This is a genomic window from Qipengyuania sp., from assembly GCF_965277845.1.
GTDB lineage: Bacteria > Pseudomonadota > Alphaproteobacteria > Sphingomonadales > Sphingomonadaceae > Qipengyuania.
Genome location: NZ_OZ255844.1, coordinates 2,757,532 through 2,782,075, shown reverse-complemented (window position 1 = coordinate 2,782,075; position 24,544 = coordinate 2,757,532). Strand labels below are relative to the sequence as shown.

Here is a 24,544-nt window from a genome sequence, read left to right as displayed (position 1 = left end):
TACAAGGAACATGTGCGCTGGTCGAGACGCTATCCGAGCGTGACCTGGATCGCCGCCCCGCCGAGCCAAAGCCCGATCAGCAGCACCGATTCCCAGCCGATCCCGCCCGGGCCCTGCCGTTCGCGCCGCAGCAGGCCGAGGAGCAGCACGGCAGTCATCAGGATGGCCAGTGCCATCCAGAATACGGTACGCTCGGTGATGGCATTGTATATGCTGCCATCGCGATAGGCGACATCGCTCGCGGCGACGAACAGCGCGTCGAACATATTGCCGCCGATGATCCCGCCGACCGCAAGTTGGAGCGCGCCGCGACGCACGGCGGCGATGGTGGTGACGAGCTCGGGCAGCGAGGTGACCACCGCCGTGCCCAGCGCGCCGACGACGCCTTGCGAGATGCCGAGCCGCTGCGACAGTTCGAGTCCGGTGGCGCCGACGAGCCAGCCGCATAGGCCAACGACCCCGACCGTAGCCGCGAACAACGCTGCCAAGAGCCAGATCGGCCGGTCATCGTCGCACTCGTCCTCGTCTTCGTCGCGCGTATCGCTGGTGCTGCGCGGCAACCACATCGGCTCCTGCTTGATCCGGTGGGCGTTATGCAGGCCGACCAGATAGGTCGCGACCAGCACGGGGGTGAGCAGGTTGACGCTCCAGATCGCTATCGGCGGTGAGGCCCAGGCCATTATCGGCAGGATCAGGAGGATGATCAGCACGCTGGCCTGGCCCAGGTTGACCGGGCTGGCGGCGGCATGTTCGAGATTGACCCGGCGATAAGCGACATCGGCGATGGCCAAGAACATGGTCTGCGCCGCGATGCCTCCCACCGCGTTGGATATGGCCAGGTCGGGGGCGCCGCTGGCCGCCGTGCTGGTCGAAGTCACGATACCGGCGATGCTGGTCCCTGCACCGAGCAGGACCGAGCCGACCAGTGCCTCTCCGAAACCTGTGCGATCGGCAAGCGTATCCGCCAGCCCTGCCATCCTTGTGCCGACGAGCGCGATGACCAGCGCCGTCGCACCGAACAGTAGCAGGACCGTGCTTGTCGAAAGCAGGGCGATGTCGGGCAGGTGGCGCCCCCTTGGCAGCTTATCGTGAGGACGCGTGGGGCAATAGTGAGGTTCCTCAGCGCTCGCGCAGGCGCGGCATCAGCTCGACGAAATTGCAGGGACGAAAGCGGCTGTCGAGCTGGTGGACGAGGATCTTGTCCCACCCGTCCTTCACTGCGCCGTTCGAGCCGGGCAGCGCGAAGATGTAGGTCCCGCGCGCCAGCACCGCGCAGGCGCGGCTCTGGATCGTGCTGGTGCCGATGGTCTCGTAGCTGAGCCAGCGGAACAGTTCACCGAAGCCGGGGATGTCCTTGCTCTTGACCTTGTGGAGTGCTTCGGGCGTCACATCGCGCCCGGTAAGGCCGGTACCGCCGGTACAAATGATGCAATCGATGCTTTCGTCATCGATCCAGCGATGCAGGTGCGCGGTCAGCTCGTCGACATCGTCGCGGCTGATCTCGCGGGTCGCCAAATCGTGGCCGGCGTCCTCGATCCGCTGGGCGAGGATATCGCCCGAGCTATCGTCGGCCGGCGTGCGCGAATCCGAAACGGTCAGCAACGCGATGCGGACCGGCTTGAAGGCAAGGCTTTCGTCGATCGCCATGGGGACAGACTCCTATCGGACGCGGGGGAATAGCGGCCAGTCGTTTTCGGCAAGGTCGGTGCGGCTGGGGGTTAGGGCATTGGCCTGGCGCAGGTACATCCAGTAATTGCGCATCACGATCGCGACATAGCCGCGGGTTTCCCAATAGGGGATCGATTCCATCCACAACAGCGGATCATCCTGGTCGCGGATCTCGCTTTCCCAGCGCATCACCGGGCTGGGGCCGGCATTGTAGGCGGCCATCACCTTGGGCAGCTTGCCCTGCGTGTAATTCGCGCTGCCGAGCGCTTCGAGCGTGCGCTGACCGAATGCGAGGTTGACCGCCGGGTCCTTGAGGTCGGCGCCCGCGCTCATATTGATCGAGGCGGCATATTCGCGGCGCGTGATCGGCATGATCTGCATTAGGCCGATCGCTCCCGCCGGGCTGACCACGCGTTCGCGGAAATTCGATTCCTGCAAAGCGTGCGCAAAAGCGAGCGCCGGATCGACCCGCCAGCCGCCCACGGGTGCGCGGAAGGTAACCGGATAGCGCAAGCTCGGGTGCGTCGCCTCACCGCGCGGGGCGTTGTAGGCCATGTAATTCTGCGCGCCGGTCAGCCCGAGTGCGCGGGCAAGGCGGGCGAGCGCGCCGAAATCGTCCGGATCGCCGGTTCGCACCAGCCACAGGATGTCGTTCTCCGCCTGCTCGCGCTGGCCGATTTCCGCGAGCATCACTGCTTGGCGTACCGCCTGCTCATCCTGCAACCGGCGCCAGTCCTCGGCGGTGAGGTCGGGCTCGGTATGCGTGGGCGGCAGGTCGCGCCCCATCTGCTCGTGCGCGAGCATGCCGTAGAGCGTTTCGGGGAAGCGGGCCGCGCCGCGCAATTGCTCGTCCGCCTGCTCGGGCATGCGGCAGCGGATCAAGGCGCGGCTCGCCCAGTAATGCGCGGCGGCGCCGAGTTCGGGATTGACCGCGCCGGCGGCAGAACGCTGGAAGGCCTCGGCGGCGCGCTCGCAATCGCCCAGTCGCCAGGCGGCGAGCCCGGCGGACCAGTCACCCTCCGCCACCCAGGCGCCGCTGCCACCGTCGCGCACCGTATCGGCAAGCGCCCAAGCCTGCGCGTCCTGGTTCTCGATGTAATAGCTCCAGGCGACCCGATAGCGCCATTCGGCGCGCGCCTGCGGAGAGAGCGTCGCATCGACCCCGTCGAGCAGCAGCCGGGCGCCGTCGGGATCGTCATTGGTTATCCGCTCGAGGATCGCCGACTTCACGCTTTCGGGCATCGTCCCGTCCTGGACCGCGCGCGGACGGATGCGCTTGGTCATACCGGGCTGGCGGACGAAATTGCGCTCGGCGCGAAGGCGTGGCGGGTTTTCGAGTCCGCGCGTCTGCCCCAGCCGGACCATCGCCTCCGCCTCGGGAAGGTCGGCGTAACGGGCCAGCCAGGCCTCGATCCGCGGCAGTTCGATCCGCGGGCTTTCGGGGTGGAGGTAATAGCTCGCCAGCGCCGCGCCGTGCAGCGGACCATCGGTGCGGCTGGTGAGCATCACCTCGACCCGGTCCCAGTTGCGCGCATCGATCGCTTCGAACAGCGAACCGTAATAGGCGCGGTCGTCGGTCGAGAGCAACTGCGGCAGGGCGGCGGCGCGCGAGCGGGTGAAGTAATCGACGCTGCCGTTCTGCGCCATCGCGGCCTCGGCGGAGAGCGATGCGGTGGCCAAGGTAGCGAGCGCGAGTGTGCGTAGGATCATCGGGTCCAGTCCAGCCAGCGGTTCCAGAAAGTCTCCCGCCGGGCAGCCGAGCGGGCGAGATTGCGCAGATCGGGCGCGGCGAGCAGCGCAACGGGCTTACCGCCGCATTCGATCGACAGTGGTTCGCGCGCCTGCTCGGGCGTCATGCCGAACAGCGCCAGTTGTGCGCGGCCGAACAGTACGACGCGTTGCGGTGCGGCGAGCGCGATATGATGCCGGACGACGTCCCCCCGACCGGATGCTGCCAGTTGCGCCCAGTCTGGCATTGCCATGGGCGCGGGCAGCGCGCTGGCAAAATAGGCCTCATGCCCGGTGATCCCCATCGCCTTGAGCATGGAATTGACGAACTTGCCCGCGCCGCCGGTCAGCAAGCCTTCGGCATCGTCATCGAATGGCTGGGGAACCAGCAGCATCAGTTTGGCTGCGGCAACTCCGCGCGGCGGCACGCGGCGGTCGAGCGCGCCCTCGGCAAGCGAGGGGTCGCTCATCCACCATTCGCGAAAATTTTCGAGACTGCCAGGCAGCGTTGCCGGATCGATCCTGGTCGCAGGTATTTCAGGCTGGGCGAGCGCACGCTGGAGCGCGGTCTTGCGCTCGATCTTCAGCGGCGGGGGCGGCGGGGGAGCCGCTACGGCATTCTCGGACTCGGGCTCCGCCAGCCAACCGCTCGCCTCGTCGGCGAAATCCGCGTCGACGCCCGCCTCGCGCCACCAGTCGAGCGCGCCTTCGAGGCTTTCGAGCGCTGCGAAATCGCGCATTTTCGGGGTTTCGGCGTGCATCATTCCTCGGGTCCGGGTCTTGACCTCTATAGCGCCACCAATCAAGGCATTCGCAACAGTTACGCGACGAAAAGAGAGAGACATGAGCGAACGCGAATCGATGCCCTGCGACGTCGTCATCATCGGCGGAGGCGTAGCCGGCCTTGCTGCAGCGATCCGGCTGAAGCAGATCAACGAGGAACTCGAGGTCGTGGTGCTCGAAAAGGGCAGCGAAATCGGCGCACATATCCTCTCGGGCGCGGTGGTCGATCCCAAGGCGCTCAACGAGCTGCTGCCCGACTGGCGCAACATGGATTGCCCGATGGCCGAAACGCCGGTCACCGAGAACCACCATTGGGTCCTTTCGGAGAGCGGCAAGTCCGACCTGCCCGAATTCCTCCTGCCGCCGTTCATGGGCAATCACGGCAACTATACCGGCTCGCTGGGTAATCTCGCGCGCTGGCTGGGCGAACAGGCCGAAGGGCTGGGCGTGATGGTCTTCCCGGGCTTCCCTGCTGCCGAAGTGCTGTTCAACGACGTCGGCGCGGTGACCGGCGCCGTGACGCAGGACATGGGCATCGCCGAGGACGGGTCGCAAAAGGGCGATTACCAGCCGGGCATGGAAATCCACGCGAAATACACGCTGTTCGCAGAGGGCGCGCGCGGCAATCTGACCAAGCAGATGAAGGCGAAATACGACCTCGAGGCCGATTGCCAGCCGCAGGTCTACGGCCTCGGCGTCAAGGAATTGTGGGATATCGATCCCGACAAGCACGAGCCCGGCCGTGTGATCCACACGCAGGGCTGGCCGCTTTCGGAGACCGGCACCTGGGGCGGCGGTTTCCTCTACCACCAGGCGAACGGGCAGGTCGCGCTAGGCTTCGTGACCGCGCTCGATTACGCGAACCCCTATGTGTCGCCCTACCAGGAATTCCAGCGCTGGAAGCACCATCCCGAGATCGCCGCGATCCTCGAAGGGGGCAAGCGGGTGGCCTATGGCGCGCGCGTCATCAACGAAGGCGGCTGGCAGAGCGTGCCCAAGCTCGCCTTCCCGGGCGGCGCGCTGATCGGCTGCGCGGCGGGCTTCGTCAACGTGCCCCGCATCAAGGGCAGCCACACCGCGATGAAGAGCGGAATGTTGGCGGCCGAAAGCATCGCCGATGCGATCGCCGCTGGCAGCGAACACAGCGAGTTGATGGATTACGACGCCGCCGTGCGCGACAGCTGGATCGCCGACGAACTCAAGAAGGTGAAGAACGCGCAGCCTGCCGTCGCCAAATATGGCGAGGATCTGGGCACGGTGCTGGCGGGCATCGACATGTGGATGCGGACGCTCAAGATCGGTCTGCCGATCACGATGAAGCACCACCGCGATCACGAGATGCTGCAGCGCGCGGACCTGTTCAAGCCGATCGCCTATCCCAAGCCCGACGGGGAGCTGAGCTTCGACAAGCTGACCAATGTCAGCTTCAGCTACACCAACCACGCCGAGGACCAGCCGGTCCACCTCAAGGTGCAGGACATGGAGCTGCAGAAGGCGAGCGAGCTGGGCATTTATGCCGGGCCGTCGAACCGCTATTGCCCGGCGGGCGTCTACGAGTGGCTGGAAGACGAGGATTCGGGTGAGATGAAATTCCAGATCAACTCGCAGAACTGCGTCCACTGCAAGACCTGCGACATCAAGGACCCGAACCAGAACATCGAATGGACCACGCCCGAAGGCGGCGGCGGGCCGAACTATCCGAATATGTGAGGATTGGCATTATGGAGCGCGCGTCGCTCATTTGTTCGGTTAATCGCGCGCTCCTGGGAGAGGTAGGACCAGCTTTACGTCTGGTGGTAGCTAAAGCGGACCGCCAGGAAATCATCTTGCGCTTCTACTTTGACGGGGAGCCCTCCGCAGAGGATCGGGAATCCGCCAACTGCGCAGGGACGGAAGTCATTGCTGATTTCCCAGAATATGATCTGGCTGAGCAAATCGAACGCTGCGATGCGCCTGAGAAGATTGCGTTGGACAGTAGCTGGCTGACCATTTTTGCCCGGCGTGAGCCAGCGAGCGCTATCTAATCCGATGCGCGAAACCGCCTATGCCAAGATCAACCTTGCGCTTCATGTCCGCAAGCGGCGTGAGGACGGGTATCACGAACTTGAAACGCTGTTTGCTTTCATCGATGCGGGCGATGTGCTGACGGCGAGCACTGCGACGCAGGATAGCGTGCGGGTGCTCGGCGAGTTTGCCGGCGGGCTCGACGATCTGTTCGACAATCTCGTCGCCAAGGCGCTGGGCAAGCTGCCGCGCGCCGATGGCCTCGCGATCACGCTGGAAAAGAACCTCCCCGTCGCAGCGGGGCTGGGCGGGGGTTCGGCCGACGCGGGCGCCGTATTCCGCATCGTCAAGCAGCGCTACGGCCTGCCCGAGTACTGGCACGCACGCGCCACCGCCCTCGGCGCCGATGTCCCGGCCTGCGTCGAAAGTTGCACCTGCATCGGGCGCGGGACCGGGACCGAGCTCGAACCGGCCGACGACAGCCTCGCGGGCACGCCCGTCCTGCTCGTCAATCCGCGCGTCCCGCTCTCCACCGGACCGGTGTTCAAACATTGGGACGGTGAGGATCGGGGTGCTCTGCCACTGGGAGATGCCCGCACAATGGCGCTTGTGGGACGCAACGATCTCGAGACACCTGCGATTTCGCTCTGCCCCCAGATTGCGGGTGTTCTGGAAGCGCTGCGCGGAACTTCGCCCTTTCTCGCCCGTATGTCCGGTTCGGGGGCGACGTGTTTCGCGCTCTACGACAGTGCGTCCGCTCGCGACGTGGCTGCCCAGCAAATCGAAGAGCACCACCCGGGCTGGTGGCAGATGAAAGGGATCCTGCGATGATGATCGACAACCTCCCCTATCGCCAGGTCGGCACCGAAGACCTGCGTCCGGGAGGGCTCCTGTGCGTGGCCGATCATGCTTCCAATTACGTTCCCGAGGAAATCGAACTCGGTATCGATCCCAAGCTGCTCGAGGAGCACATCGCGCTCGATGTCGGAGTGGAAGGCATCGCCGAGCGGCTCGCACGGCGCCACAACATGCCCGCACACATCGCCTGCGTAAGCCGCCTGGTGTGCGATATGCACCGCCGCGAGGACGAGCCCGCAGTGGTCCCGACCGAAAGCGACGGCAGGCTGGTCCCCGGGAATATCGGCGCGGATGTCGAAGCCCGGCTCGCCCGGTTCCACCGACCCTATCACAACGCGCTCGCCGACCTGATCGAGCAGGCGAAACCCAAGATGCTGGTCGCGCTGCACAGTTTCACGCCCGCGCTCGAAACCGGTGACGAGGAGCGCCCGTGGGAAGTCGCGCTGCTTTACAATCAGGACGATACCGCCGCCCGGCATGCAATCCGGCTGTTCGGCGAGCAGGGGCTGACCGTGGGCGACAACGAGCCCTATTCGGGCAAGCAGCTCAACGCGACGATGGACCGGCATGCAGAGGCCAACGGCATTCCCTATTGCACCGTTGAAATCCGCCAGGATCAGATCGAAACTGAGGCAGGGCAGGCGCGCTGGGCGCTGCTGCTGGCCGATGTGATGGGGCGCGTGGCGCTGGAGGTCTAAAGCCCAGCTTGACCCGCCCGGCACCAATCCTCCGTTAGCGAGGGGGCCTCTCTCTGCTAGGCTTCGCCCGAAGCCAAGAGAGACCCGCCATGCCCGCCTATCGTTCCCGCACCACCACCCATGGCCGCAACATGGCCGGCGCACGCGGCCTGTGGCGCGCCACAGGGATGAAGGACGATGATTTCGGCAAGCCGATCATTGCCGTGGTCAACAGCTTCACCCAGTTCGTGCCGGGCCATGTCCATCTGAAGGACCTCGGCCAGCTGGTCGCGCGCCAGATCGAGGCGGCGGGCGGGGTGGCCAAGGAATTCAACACCATCGCGGTCGATGACGGCATCGCCATGGGCCATGACGGCATGCTCTATTCGCTGCCCAGCCGCGACCTGATCGCCGACAGCGTCGAATACATGGTCAATGCGCATTGCGCCGATGCCATGGTGTGCATCTCCAATTGCGACAAGATCACGCCCGGCATGCTGATGGCGGCCATGCGATTGAACGTGCCCGCCGTGTTCGTCTCGGGCGGGCCGATGGAAGCGGGCAAGGTCGTGGTGAAGGGCAAGGAGGTCGCGCTCGACCTCGTCGATGCCATGGTCGCCGCGGCCGACGAAAGCTACACCGACGAGGAAGTCACCGCGATCGAGCAGAATGCCTGCCCGACCTGCGGCTCTTGCAGCGGCATGTTCACCGCCAATTCGATGAACTGCCTGACCGAGGCGCTGGGCCTCTCGCTGCCGGGCAATGGCTCGACATTGGCCACGCATGCCGACCGCAAGAGCCTGTTCGAGCGCGCCGGGCGCCTCGTGGTAGCGCTGGCGAAGCGGTATTACGAGGAAGACGACGCAAGCGTTCTGCCGCGCTCGATCGCCAGTTTCGCGGCGTTCGAAAATGCGATGAGCCTCGATATCGCCATGGGCGGATCGACCAATACCGTGCTCCACCTGCTCGCTGCCGCGCATGAGGCGGGGGTCGATTTCACGATGCAGGACATCGACCGGCTCAGCCGCAAGGTTCCGTGCCTCAGTAAGGTCGCCCCGGCGAAAGACGACGTGCACATGGAGGACGTCCACCGCGCCGGCGGGATCATGGCGATCCTGGGTGAGCTGGAGAAAGCGGGGCTCCTCCACACCGCACTGCCCACCGTGCACAGCCCGACGATGGGCGATGCGCTCGACGATTGGGACATCGGTCGCACGCAGAACACTGCGGTGCGCCAGTTCTACTCGGCCGCGCCGGGCGGCGTGCCAACGCAAACCGCCTTCAGCCAGTCGGCCCGGTGGGACAGCCTCGACCTCGACCGCGAAGCAGGTGTGATCCGTAGCGCAAGTCATGCCTTCAGCCAGGATGGCGGACTGGCAGTGCTCTACGGCAATATCGCGCGTGACGGCTGCATCGTGAAAACCGCTGGCGTCGACGAGAGCATCCTGACCTTCTCGGGCCCCGCCAAGGTCTATGAAAGCCAGGACGATGCGGTGACCGCGATTCTCACCGGCCAAGTTGTCGAAGGCGACGTGGTGGTGATCCGCTACGAGGGACCGCGCGGCGGGCCCGGCATGCAGGAAATGCTCTATCCGACGAGCTATCTCAAGTCCAAAGGGCTGGGCGCGGCCTGCGCGCTGGTCACCGACGGGCGCTTCTCGGGCGGTACCTCGGGCCTGTCGATCGGCCACGTCTCGCCCGAGGCGGCGCAGGGCGGCGCGATCGCGCTGGTCGAAGATGGCGACCTGATCGAGATCTCCATCCCCGAGCGTACGATCAACTTGGCCGTGCCGGACGATGTGCTCGCCGAAAGGCGTGCGGCGCTGGAAGAAAAGGGCTTTATCCCCGCCGCCCCGCGCGAACGCCGCGTGTCGCCCGCGCTCGAAGCCTATGCGGCGATGACGACCTCGGCCGCGCGCGGCGCAATCCGCGATGTCAGCCAAGTGAAGCGACGCTGAGGCTTGCCCCCGCGCTGCGTGCGTGGCAGCGCCGAAGCATGGCACGCGCGTTTTCGTTTATCTTTGTCCCGATCCCGGTCTTGTTTGCGCTGGGAGCATGTGGGGTCGCCCCCGATATCGCGTCTGAGGGAGGCACGCCCGTCGCGTGTGCGCTCATTGGCGCGAGCGATTTCGCCAGCGAATGCCGATTGGTCGAAATGCGCGAGGGCGGCTCTACCTATTTCGTGATGCGCCATCCCGACGGCGGCTTCCGCAAGCTCGCCCCCGCCGACACACCCGCCGGTCTCGTCGAGTTCGATGGCTCGCAACAGGCCGCCAGCACGCGCGAGGGCGACCGGATCACGCTGGCGATCGGTGAAGACCGCTATCGCTGGGAGGCGGGTGCCGATGACTGACGCCGTCCTCACCGTCGGTCAGATGCGCGCTGCCGAGCAGGCGGCTATGGCTGGCGGGACCAGCGAATGGGCGCTGATGCAGCGCGCGGGCGAGGGTGCGGCGCAATGGGTGATGCGCGTTGCGGCGGGCAGGCCCGTCACGGTTCTGTGCGGTCCGGGCAACAATGGCGGCGACGGCTACGTGATCGCCGAGGCCGTCCATCGGAAGGGCAATCCGGTCACCGTGATCGCGCCGGTCGAACCGAAGAGCGAAACCGCGCAGCATGCAAGGACGCAATTTGGAGGCGAGGTTCTGCGCAGCGGTTCACTCGAGCATCCTGTCGTCGTGGACTGCCTGTTCGGCTACGGGCTGGATCGCGAGGTTGGTGGTGATTTTGGCGAATTGCTCGAAGAGCTCGCCACAACCGACTGTTACAAAATAGCAATCGACGTTCCGAGCGCAGTGCAGAGCGATAGCGGGACGGTGCTCGGACCCTTACCGCACTATGAATTGACGCTTGCCCTCGGCGCGTGGAAACACGCCCATTTCCTGATGCCCGCCATGGCCTCGATGGGTTGCCGAAGGCTTGTCGAGATCGGCCTCGAACTCACGGATGTTTCTGCGCGTTTCTCCAGCCGACCGCAATTTCACGCGCCTACTTCCGACGCGCACAAGTACCGCCGCGGGCTGCTCGCGATCGTGGCGGGTGCGATGCCCGGCGCACCGTTGCTGGCAGCCGAGGCGGCGATGCGGGCCGGGGCGGGCTACGTGAAACTGTTCAGCGAGCATTCGCATCCCGATGCGCCCGCCGATCTGGTCATCGAGCAAGGCGAATTCGCCGAGAGGATCGATGACGAGCGGATTTCCGCCTTTCTCGTCGGTCCCGGCCTTGGGCGCAACGAACTCGGCCGCGAGCGGCTCGCGCAGGTTCTGGCGAGGAAGATGCCGACGGTGCTCGATGCCGATGCGCTGCACCTGCTGGACGCGCAGTTGCTCGACGATGCGGACACGGCATCACTGTGCATCACGCCGCATGAAGGCGAGCTCGCCCGGCTGTGCGAAACCTTCGGCATTGCGGGAGAGGGCAAGCTCGAGCGCGCGCGCGACTTGCACAAGGCCACCGGCCTGACCTTTCTTGCCAAGGGGCCCGACACCATCCTGCAAAGTGACGTCATGACATCGTTCTTCCCGCGCGGGTCGAGCTGGCTGTCGGTCGCCGGCACGGGCGATGTGCTTGCGGGCGTTACGGCATCGCGGCTCGCTGTTCATGGCGATCCGGCGCGCGCCTGCGAGGAAGCCGTGTGGCTCCATCACGAAGCGGCGCGGCTCGCGTCCCCGGCTTTCTCGGCGGGAGACCTTGCGCGCGCAGTCGGATCGGCCATGGCGGCATTGCTGTGAGCGAGACCGAAACCATCGAACGGATTGCGGCGCGCGGCGATGGCGTCACCGCGTCGGGCAGGCATGTCGTGCGCGGCGTGCCGGGCGATGTGATCGCGGCGGACGGGACGCTGACGCCTGGGCCGCATCATGTCGAGCCGCCGTGCCGACACTTTCCCGGATGCGGGGGATGCCAGCTCCAGCACGCCGACGAAGAGGCGCTACGCCAATTCGTGACCGACCGCGTGGTCCATGCAGCCGAAGCGCAGGACATCGCCGTGGGCGCGGTTCTGCCCACGCATCTCTCGCCGCCGCATTCGCGCCGCCGCGCGACGTTGCACGGCCTGCGCACTGCGAAAGGCGCGGTGCTGGGCTTTCGCGAGGCTGGTTCGCATCGGATCGTCGACATGCGCGAATGTCATATTCTGGTGCCCGAATTGCTCGCGCTGATCGCACCCTTGCGCGCGCTGGTCGCGGGCCATGGCGAACGGCAGGCGATCGATATCGAACTGACGCTTTCCGACCAGGGGGCAGAATGCACGATCAAGGGAATCGCAGCCGAAGGGTTAGCGGCGACCGAAGCGATGCTCGATTTCGCGCGCGATCGGGCGCTGGCGCGGCTCTCACTCGATCGCGGCTTTGGCCCCGAGACGGTGTGGGAGCCGGAACCGCTGACCGTGACGCTCGGCGGATATGCGGTCCCGTTTCCGCACGGCAGCTTCCTCCAGCCGACGCGCGACGGCGAGAGCGTGCTTGTCGGGGACGCCGCGGATTTCCTCGAGGGCGCTTCGACCGTCGCCGATCTGTTCTCCGGTCTCGGCACCTTCGCATTTGCGCTTGCCGGACCGCGCAAGTTGCTGGCGGTCGAGGCGGCGCGCGATGCGCATCTTGCCTGCAAGGCAGCCGCCAATGCGCGCCAGGCGCCCGTCCTGACGCTTCACCGCGATCTCTTCCGCAATCCGCTCCAGCCCGAGGAGGCGAGCCGCTTCGGTGCGATCCTGCTCGATCCGCCGCGCGCGGGAGCGCGCGAGCAGGTGGCACAGATCGCCGCGAGCACGGCGACCCGCGTCGCCTATGTCAGCTGCAACCCGGCGAGCTGGGCGCGCGATGCGAAGGTTCTGGTGGAGGCAGGATTTCGGCTCGAGAAGCTGCGTCCGGTGGGCCAGTTCCGCTGGTCGACCCATGTCGAGCTGACGAGTTATTTCACCCGCTGAGCGCGCAGCGCCGTGAGGATTTGCTGGCGCAGCCAGCGGCGTGCCTCTTCGCTCGAATAGGCATGATCGGCACCGGGGCACCGCATGATGCGCGCGTCATCCGCGTCCCAGCGCTCGACAAAGACCCGCGCGGTGCGATCGCCCTCGGCGAGCAAAATGGTCGCATCACCGGGGAACTCGGCCAGTCCGGCCCGCATTTCCTCGGCCAGCGAAGAGGACGCGCTGTGCGTGCGCCCGGCCCGAAGCAGGCCGCGCGCGAGCTTCTTCAGATCGACCTGGCCTGAAACAAGGCGCATAAGCTCTCGCGGATTCTTCAGTTTTTCGGCGTAGCGCGAGCGTATCGCCGAGGGTGGCGGAGCATCGTCCTCGTTATCTTCTATGGTCCAGGGATTGCTCAGCACCAGTGCGTCGCAGCCCGCGCCGCTCGCCAGCATCAGTGCGGAGGAGGCGTCGCAATTGCCGAATCCGACGACTCGTTCGACCTGTGGCGCGATCGCGCGGAATGCGAGCAGCGCGGCGGCGATATCCTTGCGGGATTTGCGAAAGCTCCGGTTCTCGCCCCCGCTGTCTCCGATCCCGCGGCGATCGAAGCGGAATACGGGAAATCCCGCCCCGGCGATCTCGGCTGCAAGACGTGCCTGTCCGTTGAAGGCGCCTGCGCGGATCTCGTTGCCACCACTGACCAGCAGCAGTCCGGTGGTGCCCGGCGCATTGTCGAGCGTCGCGCCGCAGCGCTTGCCCTGGCATTCGAAGGCGAGATGCAGCCGGGTCATTCGACGCTCAAGCCGGCGATCAGGATGGCAGCCAAGGCATCGGCCTGCGCGGGATCGTCGTCGTTCTCCGCGCGCAGCCACAGTGGCTTGCCCCCGACTTCACCCTGTTCGATCGGGATTGCGGCGGGAGATGCGGTGAATTCACCCTCGTCCAGTTCGCGGATCAGGGGCGCGCCGAGGTCCCATCCGGCGAGGGTGAGCCCCTTCTCGCGTCCCTCGGCCAGCAAGTCCTCGCTGCTTTCGCTGACCCCCGCATCGCGCGCGGCGAGACTGCGGGCGCGCAGCATGCCACGCAACACCTGGCGCGCCTTGACCGGCGCATAGACCCAGCCGGGGAGCGTGTCGGGGACCAGCCATCCGCCCGAGCGCACGGCGAAGACATGCGTCGCCGCGAAATGTGTCGCGGCCGCGGCAGTGGCTGCCCGCCAGCCCGCGATGGTCTGCGCGGGGAGGGGGGCGATGCTTTCGTTGCAGCCGGGCAGGTCGGGCAGAAAGCAATCGATGTCCTGCGCATCAACCCTGCGCATGATTTCAACGATTTGGCGGCGAAACTTGTTAGCTTCATCAAACAGCGGCGGGATCACCAGAAGACGCTGCTGGCGAGCCCGATCGAAGCCGAGCACCATTTCCTCGCCCGCGGTGCCGTCCGGCAGCGGGCAAGGCCATGTCGCATACATGCCGGAAATCAGCCCTCGACGATCTTGGCTTCGGTGAAAGCGAGCAGGCCGCCGTAGCTTTCGAGCATCTCGCCATCGACGTCCTCGTCCTCGATGACGATGTCGAGACGATCCTCGATCTCGGTCAGCAGGCCCGCGACAGCCATGGAATCGAGTTCCGGCAGGTGCCCGAAAAGCCCGGTATCGCCGTCGAACCCGTCGACTTGCGCCTGGTCGAGCCCGAGCACATCGCGCAGGATCGCGCGCAGCGTCTGGTCGATGGCGCTACGGCTCGGCCCGGTCGATGCGGTGCTGGCGGTTTCGGCGGTCATTCCTTCGGCTTCCCCTGCATTTGGCCCTGCTTTCGGAGGCGATGCCCTTAGCTGGGCCGATTGTGCGGTGCAAGCTGGCGGCCCCATGCCTTCACGATGGCGGGCCAGGCGCGGGGTTGGCGCCAGTCGAGGCAGGTCAGGCGATATCGCGGCCGGTTCACCTCCATCCAGTCGCGCTTGTAGGCATCCGATCCGGTACCGAAATCGACCAGCGCGACCCGGTCCGTTTCGATCACATGCTCGAACAGCGCGGCGCTCAGCGTGGTTCCGGCCGACAGTGGTTTGGCCGCTTCGATATGTGCGAGCTTGTGGATATAGGCGGTGCCGTTCTCGACCGTCCAGAATTGCGCGGCCACCGGCTGCCCCTCAGCGCGGGCGATGCCGAGGCGAATGCGCCCCGCTGCGCCCTCCGCTCGGGCGAAGGCCTCGAGGATGTCGGCGCGCTCCTCCCCGGGTTTCCAGCTTTCGGCATAAACCACCTGATAATCGCGCCATGCCCGCTCGTCGAAGCGGGTCAGGATCTCGACCTCGACCCTCTTGGCCTTGCGCTTGAGCGTGGTGCGCATCTTGCCCGGGCGCTGCGCCCAATATTCGGCGAAGCTGCGGCCATCGACGGGAAGGACGTGGTTCTCGTCGCAGGGCTCGCAAAAGACCAGCCACCCGCCCGAGCGCAGCGCCTGCGCCAGTGCGTCGCGGCTGCCATCCTCGCCCGGGACCGGGTCGAGCACGATGCTGTGCGCCCGATTGCGCAGGTCGCGGGCAAGCGCGGCAAGCAGGCCGGGCGAGCGACCGAGCGGGCGCCAGGTGAAGCTGAACCAGTTGGTCAGGCTGGTCAGCCCGTCGCTCGTGCTTTGCAGGGGCAGCATGGCGCATTCGTCGCCATCTTCGGCCAGAGCAAACAGCGGGTCGTCGAACAGCGCGAACCATTCGAGCCTGTCGAAAGGGCCATCGGCAGGCCATTCCAGCCCTTGCAGTTTGGTAACCGTGTCGTGATAGCTGACCGCGATGTCCAACGGATTTCCCTCGCCCAGGAGCGTTAATGCCTGATCCCACGCCCTTTCCGCTCGATCAACTGGCCGAGCGCGGGAGTGCACAGGCGCCTGCGCTGGTGCTGCGCGACCGTGTGCTTAGCTTCGAGGAGTTGAGGAAACGTGTCGCGCTGCTCGCAGGGTGGCTGGCAAGCCAGGCGCCGAAGGGCGCGCGCGTGGCAAGCTGGGCGGCCAAGGGCGAGCTGACCTGCCTGCTGCCGCTGGTGGCGGCGCGGGCGGGGTTGGTGCATGTTCCGATCAACCCGCTGCTCAAGCGCGCGCAGGTGGCGCATATCCTCGCCGATAGCGGCGCGGTGCTGCTGATGGGAACCAAGGCACGCCTCGCAACGCTCGAGGCGGCGGATGTGCCGGCAGGCTGCAAACCGATCGACGAGGCCGAGGTATTCGCTCTGGCCGAAGACAGGGGCGCCTCGCTGGAGCCTTCCGCCCACGACCCGGAAGATCTGGCGGCGATCCTCTATACCAGCGGATCGACCGGCAAGCCCAAGGGCGTGATGCTCAGCCATGCGAATATGTGGCTCGGTGCGGTCAGCGTGGCGCATTACCTCGGCATGGCAAGCGACGACGTGACGCTGGCGGTGCTGCCGCTGAGCTTCGATTACGGGCAGAACCAGCTGCTTTCGACCTGGTATGCCGGTGGGGCGGTCGTGCCTCTCGATTATCTCTTCCCGCGCGATGTCGCCAGGGCCTGCGCCAGGCATGGCGTCACGACGCTAGCCGCGGTCCCGCCGCTGTGGGTGCAACTGACCGAGCTGGAGTGGCCCGCCGAAGCGGTGGCCTCGATGCGGCGGCTGACCAATTCGGGTGGTGCGCTGACCGCGGATATCGTCCGCGACTTGCGCTCCATCTTTCCCGAAACGCGCATCTTTCCCATGTATGGCCTGACCGAGGCCTTCCGCTCGACCTATCTCGAACCGGAGCTGGTCGAAACGCATCCGACCTCGATGGGCCGGGCCATTCCCCTTGCCGAAATCCTCGTCGTCGCCGACGACGGCTCGCTTGCCGAGCCCGGGGAGGAAGGCGAGCTGGTCCATTGCGGTCCGCTGGTGGCGCAGGGCTATTGGCAGGACGCGGAGCGCACGCGCGAGCGTTTCAAGCCCGCACCGGATGTCTCAGAATACGGCGGGACCGCGGTGTGGTCGGGCGACCGCGTGACGCGCGATGCGGATGGCCTGCTCTATTTCGTCGGCCGGCGGGACGCGATGATCAAGAGCGCGGGCAATCGCATCAGCCCGCAGGAAGTCGAAAGCGCGGCGCTCGGCACAGGGTTGGTTGCAGAGGCGGTCGCGCTCGGGGTGAACGACGAACGCCTGGGCCACGCCATCCATCTCGTCGCGCGCCCGACGAGCGATGCGACCGATCATGAGGCGGCGCTGCCCAAGGCGCTGCAGAAGGAGCTCCCTAATTTCATGCAACCGCATGTGATCCACTGGCGCGATGCGCTGCCGCTCAATCCCAATGGCAAAATCGATCGCACGGCCCTCGCGGCGGAGATCGGCGCATGAAGCCCCTGGGTCCCATTCCCGCCGGTTACGAAGCGATCGACGGCGAACTGGCAATCGGTGGTGCGCCCGCGAGCCACTGGGTCGAAGCGGTCGGGCGGACGCCGCTATTCGTTTATTCGCGTGACCGCATTGCGCAGCGCTTTGCCGATTTGCGGGCCGCAATGCCGGATAGACTGAAGATTAATTATGCGATCAAAGCCAATAGCTTCGCGCCGCTTCTTAAGTTCGTTTCTACACTAGCCGACGGGCTCGATATTGCCTCGGGTGGTGAGCTGGACATGGTCCGCGCCGTCGATTTCGACCTCTCGCGCGTGAGCTTTGCCGGACCCGGCAAGCGCGATTCCGAACTCGAAGCGGCCATCGGTTCCGGGGTTACGCTGAACCTCGAAAGCGAGAGCGAGACCGAACGCGCGCTGGCGATCGCCGAACGGTTGGGCAAGACGCCCAGTCTCGCCATTCGCGTCAATCCCGACTTCGAGCTCAAGGGCTCGGGCATGAAGATGGGCGGCGGCCCCAAGCCCTTCGGCATCGATGCCGAGCGCGTTCCGGCACTGATCCGCTCGATAATCGGCGCGGGCTGCGATTTCCGCGGTCTGCACATCTTTACCGGCAGCCAGGCGCTGTCGGCCGAGGCGGTGATCGACATGCAGGCCAAGGTGCTCGATTGCGCGGACCGGCTGGCAGGCGAGGCGGGCGTGAACCTGCCCAAGCTGAACATGGGCGGCGGCTTCGGCATTCCCTATTTCCCCGGCGACCAGCCGCTCGATATCGCGGCGGTCGGTCACGCGCTCGCCCGGCGTTTCGCGGAATTGCCGGACACGCTGGCCGAGGCGGAGCTGTTCCTCGAACTCGGTCGCTATCTGGTTGGCGAGGCTGGCGTTTATCTGACCCGCATCGTCGATCGCAAGGAAAGCTACGGCGAAACCTATCTCGTCACCGATGGCGGATTGCATCACCAGCTCGCCGCCTCGGGCAATTTCGGCACGGTGGTGCGGCGCAATTACCCCGTGGCGATCGCCAGCCGCTTCGATGCCGAGGCGGAAGAGACCGCCAATGTGGTCGGGTGCCTGTGTACCCCGCTCGACCGGCTTGCCGACAAGGCGCATCTGCCGCGAGCCGAGGTCGGCGATCTGGTGGCCGTGTTCTGCGCCGGAGCCTATGGTGCAAGCGCCTCTCCCAGTGCCTTTTTGGGACAGGGCCCGGCAGAGGAAATGCTGGTCTGAAAACCGCGCGCTAAATGCCAAGAATTCCGAGATTTATGCGACTGCGCGGCACCATGGCTAACGGTCTGTTCACCTTTTTCTGGCAATGATTGATCCAAATAGGGGATTAGCGGGCGCCTTTCGCGTCCGCGATCGCCTGCGGACGATGCCAGGGAAACCACTTATGCGCCTTACCCGAACTGCCACGCTCCTCGCCGGATGCGCTGCGTCGACCCTTGTGTTGAGCGGCTGTGCGCGCGGTGGCGGTGACGAACTCCCGCCCGCGACATTCGTCGCGATGCAGGAAGGGCCGGGCGAGGAATATGTCATCGGTCCGCTCGACGAGCTGACGATCCATGTCTGGCGCAATCCCGAACTGGGCGCGGAGAACATACAGGTCCGTCCCGATGGGCGTATCACCATCCCGCTGGTCAAGGACATGCCCGCGGTGGGCAAGACGCCCTCGATGCTGGAAGAGGATATCCGCCTCCAGCTCAGCCAGTATATCGAGGATCCGCTGGTCTCGGTTATCGTGAACGAATTTGCGGGCACGTTCAGCCAGCAGGTCCGCATCGTCGGTGCGACCGAGCGGCCCGCCTCGCTGCCCTACCGGGCCAACATGACCGTGCTCGACGCAATGATCGCGGTCGGCGGCTTGTCCGAATTCGCCGCAGGGAACCGCGCCAAGCTGATCCGCTTCGACAAGCAGCTCGGCCGGCAGCGCGAATATGCGCTGCGCCTCACCGACCTGCTCAAGCGCGGCGACAGCAAGGCCAATGTGCTCCTCCAGCCGGGCGATGTGATCATCATCCCCGAAAGCACCTTCTAAGGGAGCGCGGGGGGCATGCAGGAAGTCTTCGACGAATTGCGCAGTGCGCTGCACACGGTATGGAACCGCCGCTGGATCGCGCTCGGCGTGGCCTGGGGCGTGTGCCTGCTCGGCTGGCTTGCCGTCGGCTTCATCCCCAACAGTTACGAAAGCCGCGCGCGGATTTACGTCGAGCTCGAGGACGTGCTTTCCGAACAGCTCGATATCTCGGGCGACGGCAAGCAGGCGATCACCAAGGTCCGCCAAACGCTGGTCAGCGCGGTCAATCTCGAGCGGGTGGTGCGAAGCACAAAGCTCGGCGACAAGGTCGCGACCGACAATGAGATGCAGAATGCGGTCCAGAACCTGACCGACAGCATCGTCGTCGAGAGCGAGCAGGACAATCTGTTCACGATCACTGCCACCATCGGCAAGTCGAGCCTGAGCGATTCAGAAAATGCCACGCTGTCCAAGAATGTGGTGCAGAGCCTGATCGACATTTTCCGCGAGTCCAACATTGCCGGCAATCGCGGTGACGTTGCCGATACGATCGCCTTCCTCGACCAGCAGCTCGAAGATCGCAAACGTGAACTCGAAGCGGCCGAACAGCGCCGCCTGGCGTTCGAGGCACAGCATCCCGACCTGATCGGTGGCAGCGGGACAGTGACGGGCCGTTTGCAGGGCATGCGCACGGAAATGCGCGGGATCGATGCGGATATCGCCGCCGCGCAGAGCGCGCTGGCGGCCATCAACGGGCAGATTGCCAGCACTCCACCCAGCATCGTGACGGCCGGTAGCGGCGGAGCGCGCGGTGCGCTGCTGCAGGCGCAGTCGCAATTGGCGGCTATGCGCGCGCGCGGCCTGACCGACAGCCATCCCGACATACAGGCTCAGCAACGCCAGATTGCGACGCTGCGCGAGCAGGCGGCCAACGAACCCGCCGGTTCGGGTGGCTCGCCCAATCCGGCCTATACCTCGCTAATGTCGATAAGGGCCGAGCGGCAGGCCAATGTCCAGGCGCTCCAGGCACGCAAGGCGGCGCTGCAATCGGATATCTCTGCGCTGATCGCGGCGCAGGCGGACGAGCCCGCCGTCGCTGCCGAAGCCAATCGCATCAGCCGCGACTATGAAGTACTCAAGGACAAATATGACGACCTGCTCAAGGATCGCGAGGAAATGCGCCTGCGCGGCCAGGTCGAGACCGAGCGCAGCGCGTTCCAGTTCGAAGTGATCGACCCGCCCACCGCACCGCGCGCACCGGCGGCGCCCAACCGCCCGGTCCTTCTGCTCGGGGTATTGATCGTCGGGATTGGTGCGGGCGCCGGTGTGGCCTTCGTGATGGGGCAGCTGAAATCCAGCTTCACCACTGCCGACAAGCTCGAAAGGGTGCTCGATTTGCCGGTCATCGGAACGATTTCACGCTCGATGACCGAAGCGGCACGCAAGCACGAGAATCTGCGGCTCAAGCAGTTTCTCGCCGGTGCCGGAGGGTTGGCAGGCGTCTGCTTCCTGCTGCTCGTGGTCGAAATGGTCCAGGTCGGCTCGGTGGCCTGAGGGGGGAATGTGTCAGTGAACAAGCCCACCAATATCACGCCGCCTGCGGATGGGGAAAAGAATGGCTCGCAGGATGTCGCGCATGATGTCGCGCAGGAGCCGAAACGCGGCTCGCTGCTCGAACGTGCCAGCGGGCTGTTCGGTCTCGACAAGCTCGTGCCGGCGGCAGTGCCGAACAAGCTTGAAGGCGACAAGGCCAAGAAATTCGCACCCAAGCGCCAAGCCGCGCAGCCTGCACCCGGGGAAACACCGCGCCGGCGCGCCTCCGACTGGATCGGCGAAGCCGCATCCTCCTCGGCTCCGACGGCTGCGGAGCCCACCGCACCGCCCGAACCGAACGATCCTGCCATCACCTTCACCGGAGCCAAGCGCGAGGTGTCGCGTTCGCTCTTGCGCGAGCAGGGCCTGATCGATCCGGACGGCGGCGCATCCACGCTGCTCGAGGAATTCCGGATCGTTAAACGTCAGGTGCTGGCTTCGGCCAAGACCGAGGGAGGGCCGCAGGCGCGCCGCGTGCTGGTCTGCTCGCCGCATCCCAACGAGGGAAAGACCTTCTGCGCGCTCAACCTGTCCATCGCGCTGGCGGGTGAGCGCGATCTGGAAGTGCTGCTGGTCGATGCCGATTTCGGCAAGCCTTCGATCATGGGCAATCTCGGCCTCGAAAGCGGCAAGGGCTTCATGGACGTGCTTGCCGACCCCGCCGCGAATGTCGAGGATGTCGTCGTCGGTACCAATATTCCCGGCCTGTGGGTGCTTCCCGCTGGGAAACGAACGGGACGCGACAGCGAATATCTCGCCAGCGAGCGCACCTGGACGGTGCTCAACAGCCTGACGCGCGGTGCGCCGAATCGGATCATCGTGTTCGACAGCCCGCCAGCGCTCGCTGCGACGCCAGCCGCCGAACTTGCGAAGCATGTCGGCCAGGCATTGCTGGTGGCTCGCGCCGACATGACCGGGCGCGCCGCGCTCGAGGACGCGATCGACCTTCTGTCGGCCTGCCCCGACATCAAGCTTCTGCTCAACGATGCGACATTCAGCCCGAGCGGTCGCAGGTTCGGCAGTTATTACGGATATGGGGAGTAGACCCGTGGCCTATCGTCCAAGAACCCGCCGCCTCGTCGCAGTCGCACTTTCGGCTGCGTTGGTGCAGGGCGCGCCGTTGCAGGCGCAGTCCTATCAGGGCGCCGAAGCCGGCGAGAGCGAAGCCGGGGCCGAAAGCGCGTCCGCGAGCCGAGGCCGGACGAGCATCGATCCCTATATCGAGGCTAACACGATCGCGAGCTGGCAGATCTCGCCAGGCAACGACGTGCTGACCTATACCCAGCTCGCCGCAGGCGTCGATGCTTCGATCGTCGGTCGCAACAATGGCGGTAGCGTTTCACTGCGTTACGAACGCAATTTCGCGCATCAGTCGGACGGTGCGGATTCGGATTCGATCACCGGCGTCGCGCGTGGCTACGCCTCGATCGTGCCACGCGTCCTCACTGTGGAGGCGGGTGCGCTGGCCAGTAGCACGCGCGTGGACGCTCAGGGCCGGTCGGTGTTCAATCCGACGGTCGACGACGATCTCTCGACCCAGACCTATTCGGTGTACGCCGGACCAAACCTGCAAACTCGCGCGGGCGACGTCGATGTCAGCGCGAATTATCGTATCGGCTATACTCGCGTCGACGGTCCCGACTTCGTGACCCCTGGGGGCACCTCGGCCGACCTCTTCGACGAAAGCGTCACTCACAGCGCTACCGTGCGTGCGGGTACGCGTCCGGGTCAGCCGCTTCCCGTGGGCCTTGCCGTTGGCGCCGGTTATTATCAGGAAGACGTCTCCAATCTCGATCAGCGCGTGCGCGATGCCTATGTTCGCGGCGATGTCACCGTGCCGATCACGCCGACGCTGGCCGTGGTCGGGGGCGCGGGTGTCGAGGATGTCGAAGTATCGAGCCGCGATGCGCTGCGCGATGCAGACGGCAATCCGGTGATCGGCAGCAATGGTCGCTTCGTCACAGACGAGGGCAGCCCGCGCATTATCGCTTTCGAGGCAAGCGGGCTGATCTGGGATGTCGGCGTGGTCTGGACGCCCAGCAGCCGGACACAGCTCGAGGCGCGTTTCGGCCATCGCTACGACAGCGAAACATTCTACGGCAATTTCAGCTGGCGCCCGAGCAGCCGCAGCAATCTCCAGATCGGCGTATATGACAGCATCCAGGGCTTTGGTGGACGCCTCAATAACTCCCTGGCCGCGCTGCCTACCGATTTTACCGTTACGCGCGACCCGGTCACGGGTGAACTGACCGGCTGCGTCAACACGCTTGACGGTAGCGGGTGTCTCGACGGACTGCTCGGCTCGGTTCGCTCCTCCGTGTTCCGGGGCCGCGGCGTCGTTGCCAGCTATACCCGCCAGATCGGCCGCATGACGGCCGGCGTCGGCGCGGGCTACGACCGCCGCAAATTCATCGGTGCTCCAGGAACGGTGCTCGCTCTGGCCGATGGTCTGGTCGACGAAAGCTATTACCTGACCGCAGGCCTTTCGGGTCCGGTCGGCCCGCGCGGTAACTTCTCGGTCAACACCTATGCCAGCTGGTTCGACAGCGGCACGGCCGGTACGGACGATGTACGCGTGATCGGCGGATCGGCGAGCTATTCGGAACAGGTCTTCCGCAACCTGTCCGCCCGCGCGGCTGTGGCGATCTCCATGCTCGACAGCGACATCGTTGCCGACGACCTGACGACCGCCTCGGCCCTGCTCGGCCTGCGCTACGATTTCTGATAGGACCCACGCGATGTACGAACAATTCTACGGTTTCAGCGAGCGGCCCTTCCAGCTCACGCCCGATCCGGCGTTCTATTTCGAGAGCGTCACGCACAAGAAGGCCCTAAGCTATCTCGGCTATGGCCTCAACCAGGGCGAGGGCTTCGTGGTCATTACCGGTGAGGTGGGCTCGGGCAAATCGACGCTGGTTGCGCATCTCAAGCAGAAGCTGGACGACGATCGCATGACCGTGGGCGAAGTGGTCACCAGCGCGCTCGATGGCGACGAAATGATTCACGTGGCCGCACGCAGTTTCGGCCTCGATGTCACGGGCCGCGACAAGGCTGCCGACCTCGCGGCTATCGAGCTGTTCCTGCACGAGGAAGCCCGCAATGGCCGCCGCACGCTGCTGATCGTCGACGAGGCGCAGAATCTGTCCATCGGGGCACTCGAAGAGCTGCGCATGCTGTCGAATTTCCAGCTCGGTTCGCATCCGCTCTTGCAAACGCTGCTGCTCGGTCAGCCCGAGTTCAAGCAGTTGCTCGCGCATTCCGACGAACTCGAACAGCTGCGCCAGCGCGTGATCGCCGCGCATCATCTCGAGCCGATGCAGCCCGGCGAGATCGAACCCTATGTCCTCCACCGCCTCGGTCACGTCGGATGGGATGGCAACCCCAAGCTCGACAAGGGCCTCTGGGTAAAGCTTCACAAGGCAACCGGCGGCATTCCGCGCAAGGTCAACCAGGTTATGACCCGCCTGCTCCTGCTCGGTGCGGTCGAAGAACGCGACCTGCTCGATACCGAAATGCTCGATTCGGTCATCGAGGAAATGAGCGGAGATGCCGCTCCGTCCGATGAAGCCCGGGCCAAGCCTCGCCCCGATCGCGATCTGCCCGCGGCCGAGGCGATCGCCCGCGCCAAGAACGAGGGTCAGAAGGCAGCACCCGAGCCCACAGCCGAATCCGGTGCGCCCCGGGGCACGGATGCGCGCGACAAGGGCCTACTCGACCATCAGATCGAAGCGATCGAGGCGGGGTTCGCCGAGCGTGACAAGCATTTGGCGGCATTGCGCCGGGAGGTCGCGAAGCTGGCCGAACAACGCGCGTCTGGCGGTCTGCCAGACGATGTCGGCCAACGCCTCGCATCCATCGAGGCCCGGCTCGACGAACAGGAACGCTCGTTGCGCCACGTGCTGACCATGATGATCGACTATTTCGAATCGCAGGGTTCGCGCGCGGCTGCCTGAAGCCGGGGAGGGGGCGTTGAGCGACAGCAAA

23 protein-coding genes are annotated in these 24,544 nt (G+C 65.5%); 15 read left to right on the top strand and 8 right to left on the bottom strand.

The annotated features are described in order from the left end of the window. Window positions 1–29: 29 nt before the first annotated feature. From ACQY4G_RS13600 to ACQY4G_RS13585, 4 genes are all read right to left on the bottom strand, one after another. Complete coding sequence (locus ACQY4G_RS13600) at window positions 30–977, bottom strand: sodium:calcium antiporter (protein WP_421991622.1); 948 nt, start codon at window positions 975–977, stop codon at window positions 30–32. A 142-nt stretch (window positions 978–1,119) separates the two neighbouring features. Continuing rightward, a complete protein-coding gene (moaB, locus tag ACQY4G_RS13595; protein ID WP_421991621.1) occupies window positions 1,120–1,647 on the bottom strand; it encodes a molybdenum cofactor biosynthesis protein B in 528 nt (175 codons plus the stop codon). Window positions 1,648–1,659: 12 nt separating this feature from the next. Continuing rightward, window positions 1,660–3,378, bottom strand: coding sequence for a lytic transglycosylase domain-containing protein (locus tag ACQY4G_RS13590; RefSeq protein WP_421991619.1), 1,719 nt, complete (start codon window positions 3,376–3,378; stop codon window positions 1,660–1,662). Next, window positions 3,375–4,160, bottom strand: a complete 786-nt coding sequence (locus ACQY4G_RS13585) for a hypothetical protein (RefSeq protein WP_421991617.1) — start codon at window positions 4,158–4,160, stop codon at window positions 3,375–3,377. Before ACQY4G_RS13585 ends, ACQY4G_RS13590 begins: the two co-directional genes overlap by 4 nt. A gap of 79 nt (window positions 4,161–4,239) precedes the next feature. Between ACQY4G_RS13585 and ACQY4G_RS13580 the strand changes: the two genes are divergently transcribed. The 8 genes from ACQY4G_RS13580 (at window position 4,240) to ACQY4G_RS13545 (ending at window position 12,642) form a co-directional block, all read left to right on the top strand. Then, complete coding sequence (locus tag ACQY4G_RS13580; protein ID WP_421991615.1) at window positions 4,240–5,889, top strand: electron transfer flavoprotein-ubiquinone oxidoreductase; 1,650 nt, start codon at window positions 4,240–4,242, stop codon at window positions 5,887–5,889. Between the two features lie 11 nt (window positions 5,890–5,900). Beyond that, window positions 5,901–6,203 carry a hypothetical protein gene (locus ACQY4G_RS13575; protein WP_421991613.1) on the top strand — a complete coding sequence of 101 codons (303 nt, stop codon included), beginning with the start codon at window positions 5,901–5,903 and terminating at the stop codon, window positions 6,201–6,203. Window positions 6,204–6,207: 4 nt separating this feature from the next. Further along, the gene (locus ACQY4G_RS13570; RefSeq protein ID WP_421991611.1) at window positions 6,208–7,014 is read left to right on the top strand and encodes a 4-(cytidine 5'-diphospho)-2-C-methyl-D-erythritol kinase; all 807 of its coding nucleotides are present in this window, start codon (window positions 6,208–6,210) and stop codon (window positions 7,012–7,014) included. Then, window positions 7,014–7,739, top strand: a complete 726-nt coding sequence (locus tag ACQY4G_RS13565; protein WP_421993668.1) for an N-formylglutamate amidohydrolase — start codon at window positions 7,014–7,016, stop codon at window positions 7,737–7,739. The genes ACQY4G_RS13570 and ACQY4G_RS13565 overlap by 1 nt, the downstream gene beginning before the upstream one ends. Window positions 7,740–7,828: 89 nt before the next feature. Continuing rightward, complete coding sequence (gene ilvD / locus ACQY4G_RS13560) at window positions 7,829–9,676, top strand: dihydroxy-acid dehydratase (RefSeq protein WP_425061758.1); 1,848 nt, start codon at window positions 7,829–7,831, stop codon at window positions 9,674–9,676. A gap of 38 nt (window positions 9,677–9,714) precedes the next feature. After that, complete coding sequence (locus ACQY4G_RS13555) at window positions 9,715–10,071, top strand: hypothetical protein (protein WP_421991609.1); 357 nt, start codon at window positions 9,715–9,717, stop codon at window positions 10,069–10,071. Next, window positions 10,064–11,449: an NAD(P)H-hydrate dehydratase gene (locus tag ACQY4G_RS13550; RefSeq protein ID WP_421991607.1), complete on the top strand. Its 1,386-nt coding sequence runs from the start codon at window positions 10,064–10,066 to the stop codon at window positions 11,447–11,449. Before ACQY4G_RS13555 ends, ACQY4G_RS13550 begins: the two co-directional genes overlap by 8 nt. Further along, window positions 11,446–12,642 (top strand): class I SAM-dependent RNA methyltransferase, encoded by a 1,197-nt coding sequence (locus ACQY4G_RS13545; RefSeq protein WP_421991605.1) that lies wholly within the window; start codon window positions 11,446–11,448, stop codon window positions 12,640–12,642. Before ACQY4G_RS13550 ends, ACQY4G_RS13545 begins: the two co-directional genes overlap by 4 nt. On the opposite strand, the gene ACQY4G_RS13540 is transcribed toward ACQY4G_RS13545, so the two are convergent. The 4 genes from ACQY4G_RS13540 to ACQY4G_RS13525 are packed head-to-tail and all read right to left on the bottom strand — an operon-like array spanning window position 12,627 to window position 15,416. Continuing rightward, entirely contained in the window at window positions 12,627–13,415 is a 789-nt protein-coding gene (locus ACQY4G_RS13540) for a hydrolase 1, exosortase A system-associated (protein WP_421991603.1), read from the bottom strand. The genes ACQY4G_RS13545 and ACQY4G_RS13540 overlap by 16 nt on opposite strands. Then, window positions 13,412–14,092 (bottom strand): hypothetical protein, encoded by a 681-nt coding sequence (locus ACQY4G_RS13535; RefSeq protein WP_421991601.1) that lies wholly within the window; start codon window positions 14,090–14,092, stop codon window positions 13,412–13,414. The genes ACQY4G_RS13540 and ACQY4G_RS13535 overlap by 4 nt, the downstream gene beginning before the upstream one ends. An 8-nt stretch (window positions 14,093–14,100) precedes the next feature. After that, the gene (locus ACQY4G_RS13530) at window positions 14,101–14,403 is read right to left on the bottom strand and encodes an acyl carrier protein (protein ID WP_291173622.1); all 303 of its coding nucleotides are present in this window, start codon (window positions 14,401–14,403) and stop codon (window positions 14,101–14,103) included. A 47-nt stretch (window positions 14,404–14,450) separates the two neighbouring features. Continuing rightward, window positions 14,451–15,416, bottom strand: coding sequence for a GNAT family N-acetyltransferase (locus ACQY4G_RS13525; protein WP_421991599.1), 966 nt, complete (start codon window positions 15,414–15,416; stop codon window positions 14,451–14,453). Between the two features lie 26 nt (window positions 15,417–15,442). On the opposite strand from ACQY4G_RS13525, the gene ACQY4G_RS13520 reads away from it, so the two are divergent. From ACQY4G_RS13520 to ACQY4G_RS13490, 7 genes are all read left to right on the top strand, one after another. Next, window positions 15,443–16,957 carry an acyl-CoA ligase (AMP-forming), exosortase A system-associated gene (locus ACQY4G_RS13520; RefSeq protein ID WP_421991597.1) on the top strand — a complete coding sequence of 505 codons (1,515 nt, stop codon included), beginning with the start codon at window positions 15,443–15,445 and terminating at the stop codon, window positions 16,955–16,957. Continuing rightward, on the top strand, window positions 16,954–18,180 hold the full coding sequence (locus ACQY4G_RS13515; RefSeq protein WP_421991595.1) for a pyridoxal-dependent decarboxylase, exosortase A system-associated: 1,227 nt from the start codon (window positions 16,954–16,956) through the stop codon (window positions 18,178–18,180). The genes ACQY4G_RS13520 and ACQY4G_RS13515 overlap by 4 nt, the downstream gene beginning before the upstream one ends. Before the next feature lie 163 nt (window positions 18,181–18,343). Continuing rightward, window positions 18,344–18,988: an XrtA/PEP-CTERM system exopolysaccharide export protein gene (locus ACQY4G_RS13510; RefSeq protein ID WP_425061757.1), complete on the top strand. Its 645-nt coding sequence runs from the start codon at window positions 18,344–18,346 to the stop codon at window positions 18,986–18,988. Between the two features lie 15 nt (window positions 18,989–19,003). Next, window positions 19,004–20,521, top strand: a complete 1,518-nt coding sequence (locus ACQY4G_RS13505) for an XrtA system polysaccharide chain length determinant (RefSeq protein ID WP_421991591.1) — start codon at window positions 19,004–19,006, stop codon at window positions 20,519–20,521. Between the two features lie 15 nt (window positions 20,522–20,536). Continuing rightward, entirely contained in the window at window positions 20,537–21,604 is a 1,068-nt protein-coding gene (locus ACQY4G_RS13500) for a capsular biosynthesis protein (RefSeq protein WP_421991589.1), read from the top strand. Window positions 21,605–21,608: 4 nt separating this feature from the next. Beyond that, window positions 21,609–23,285, top strand: a complete 1,677-nt coding sequence (locus ACQY4G_RS13495; RefSeq protein ID WP_421991587.1) for a preprotein translocase subunit YajC — start codon at window positions 21,609–21,611, stop codon at window positions 23,283–23,285. Between the two features lie 13 nt (window positions 23,286–23,298). Continuing rightward, complete coding sequence (locus ACQY4G_RS13490) at window positions 23,299–24,513, top strand: AAA family ATPase (protein WP_421991585.1); 1,215 nt, start codon at window positions 23,299–23,301, stop codon at window positions 24,511–24,513. Window positions 24,514–24,544 lie beyond the last annotated feature (31 nt).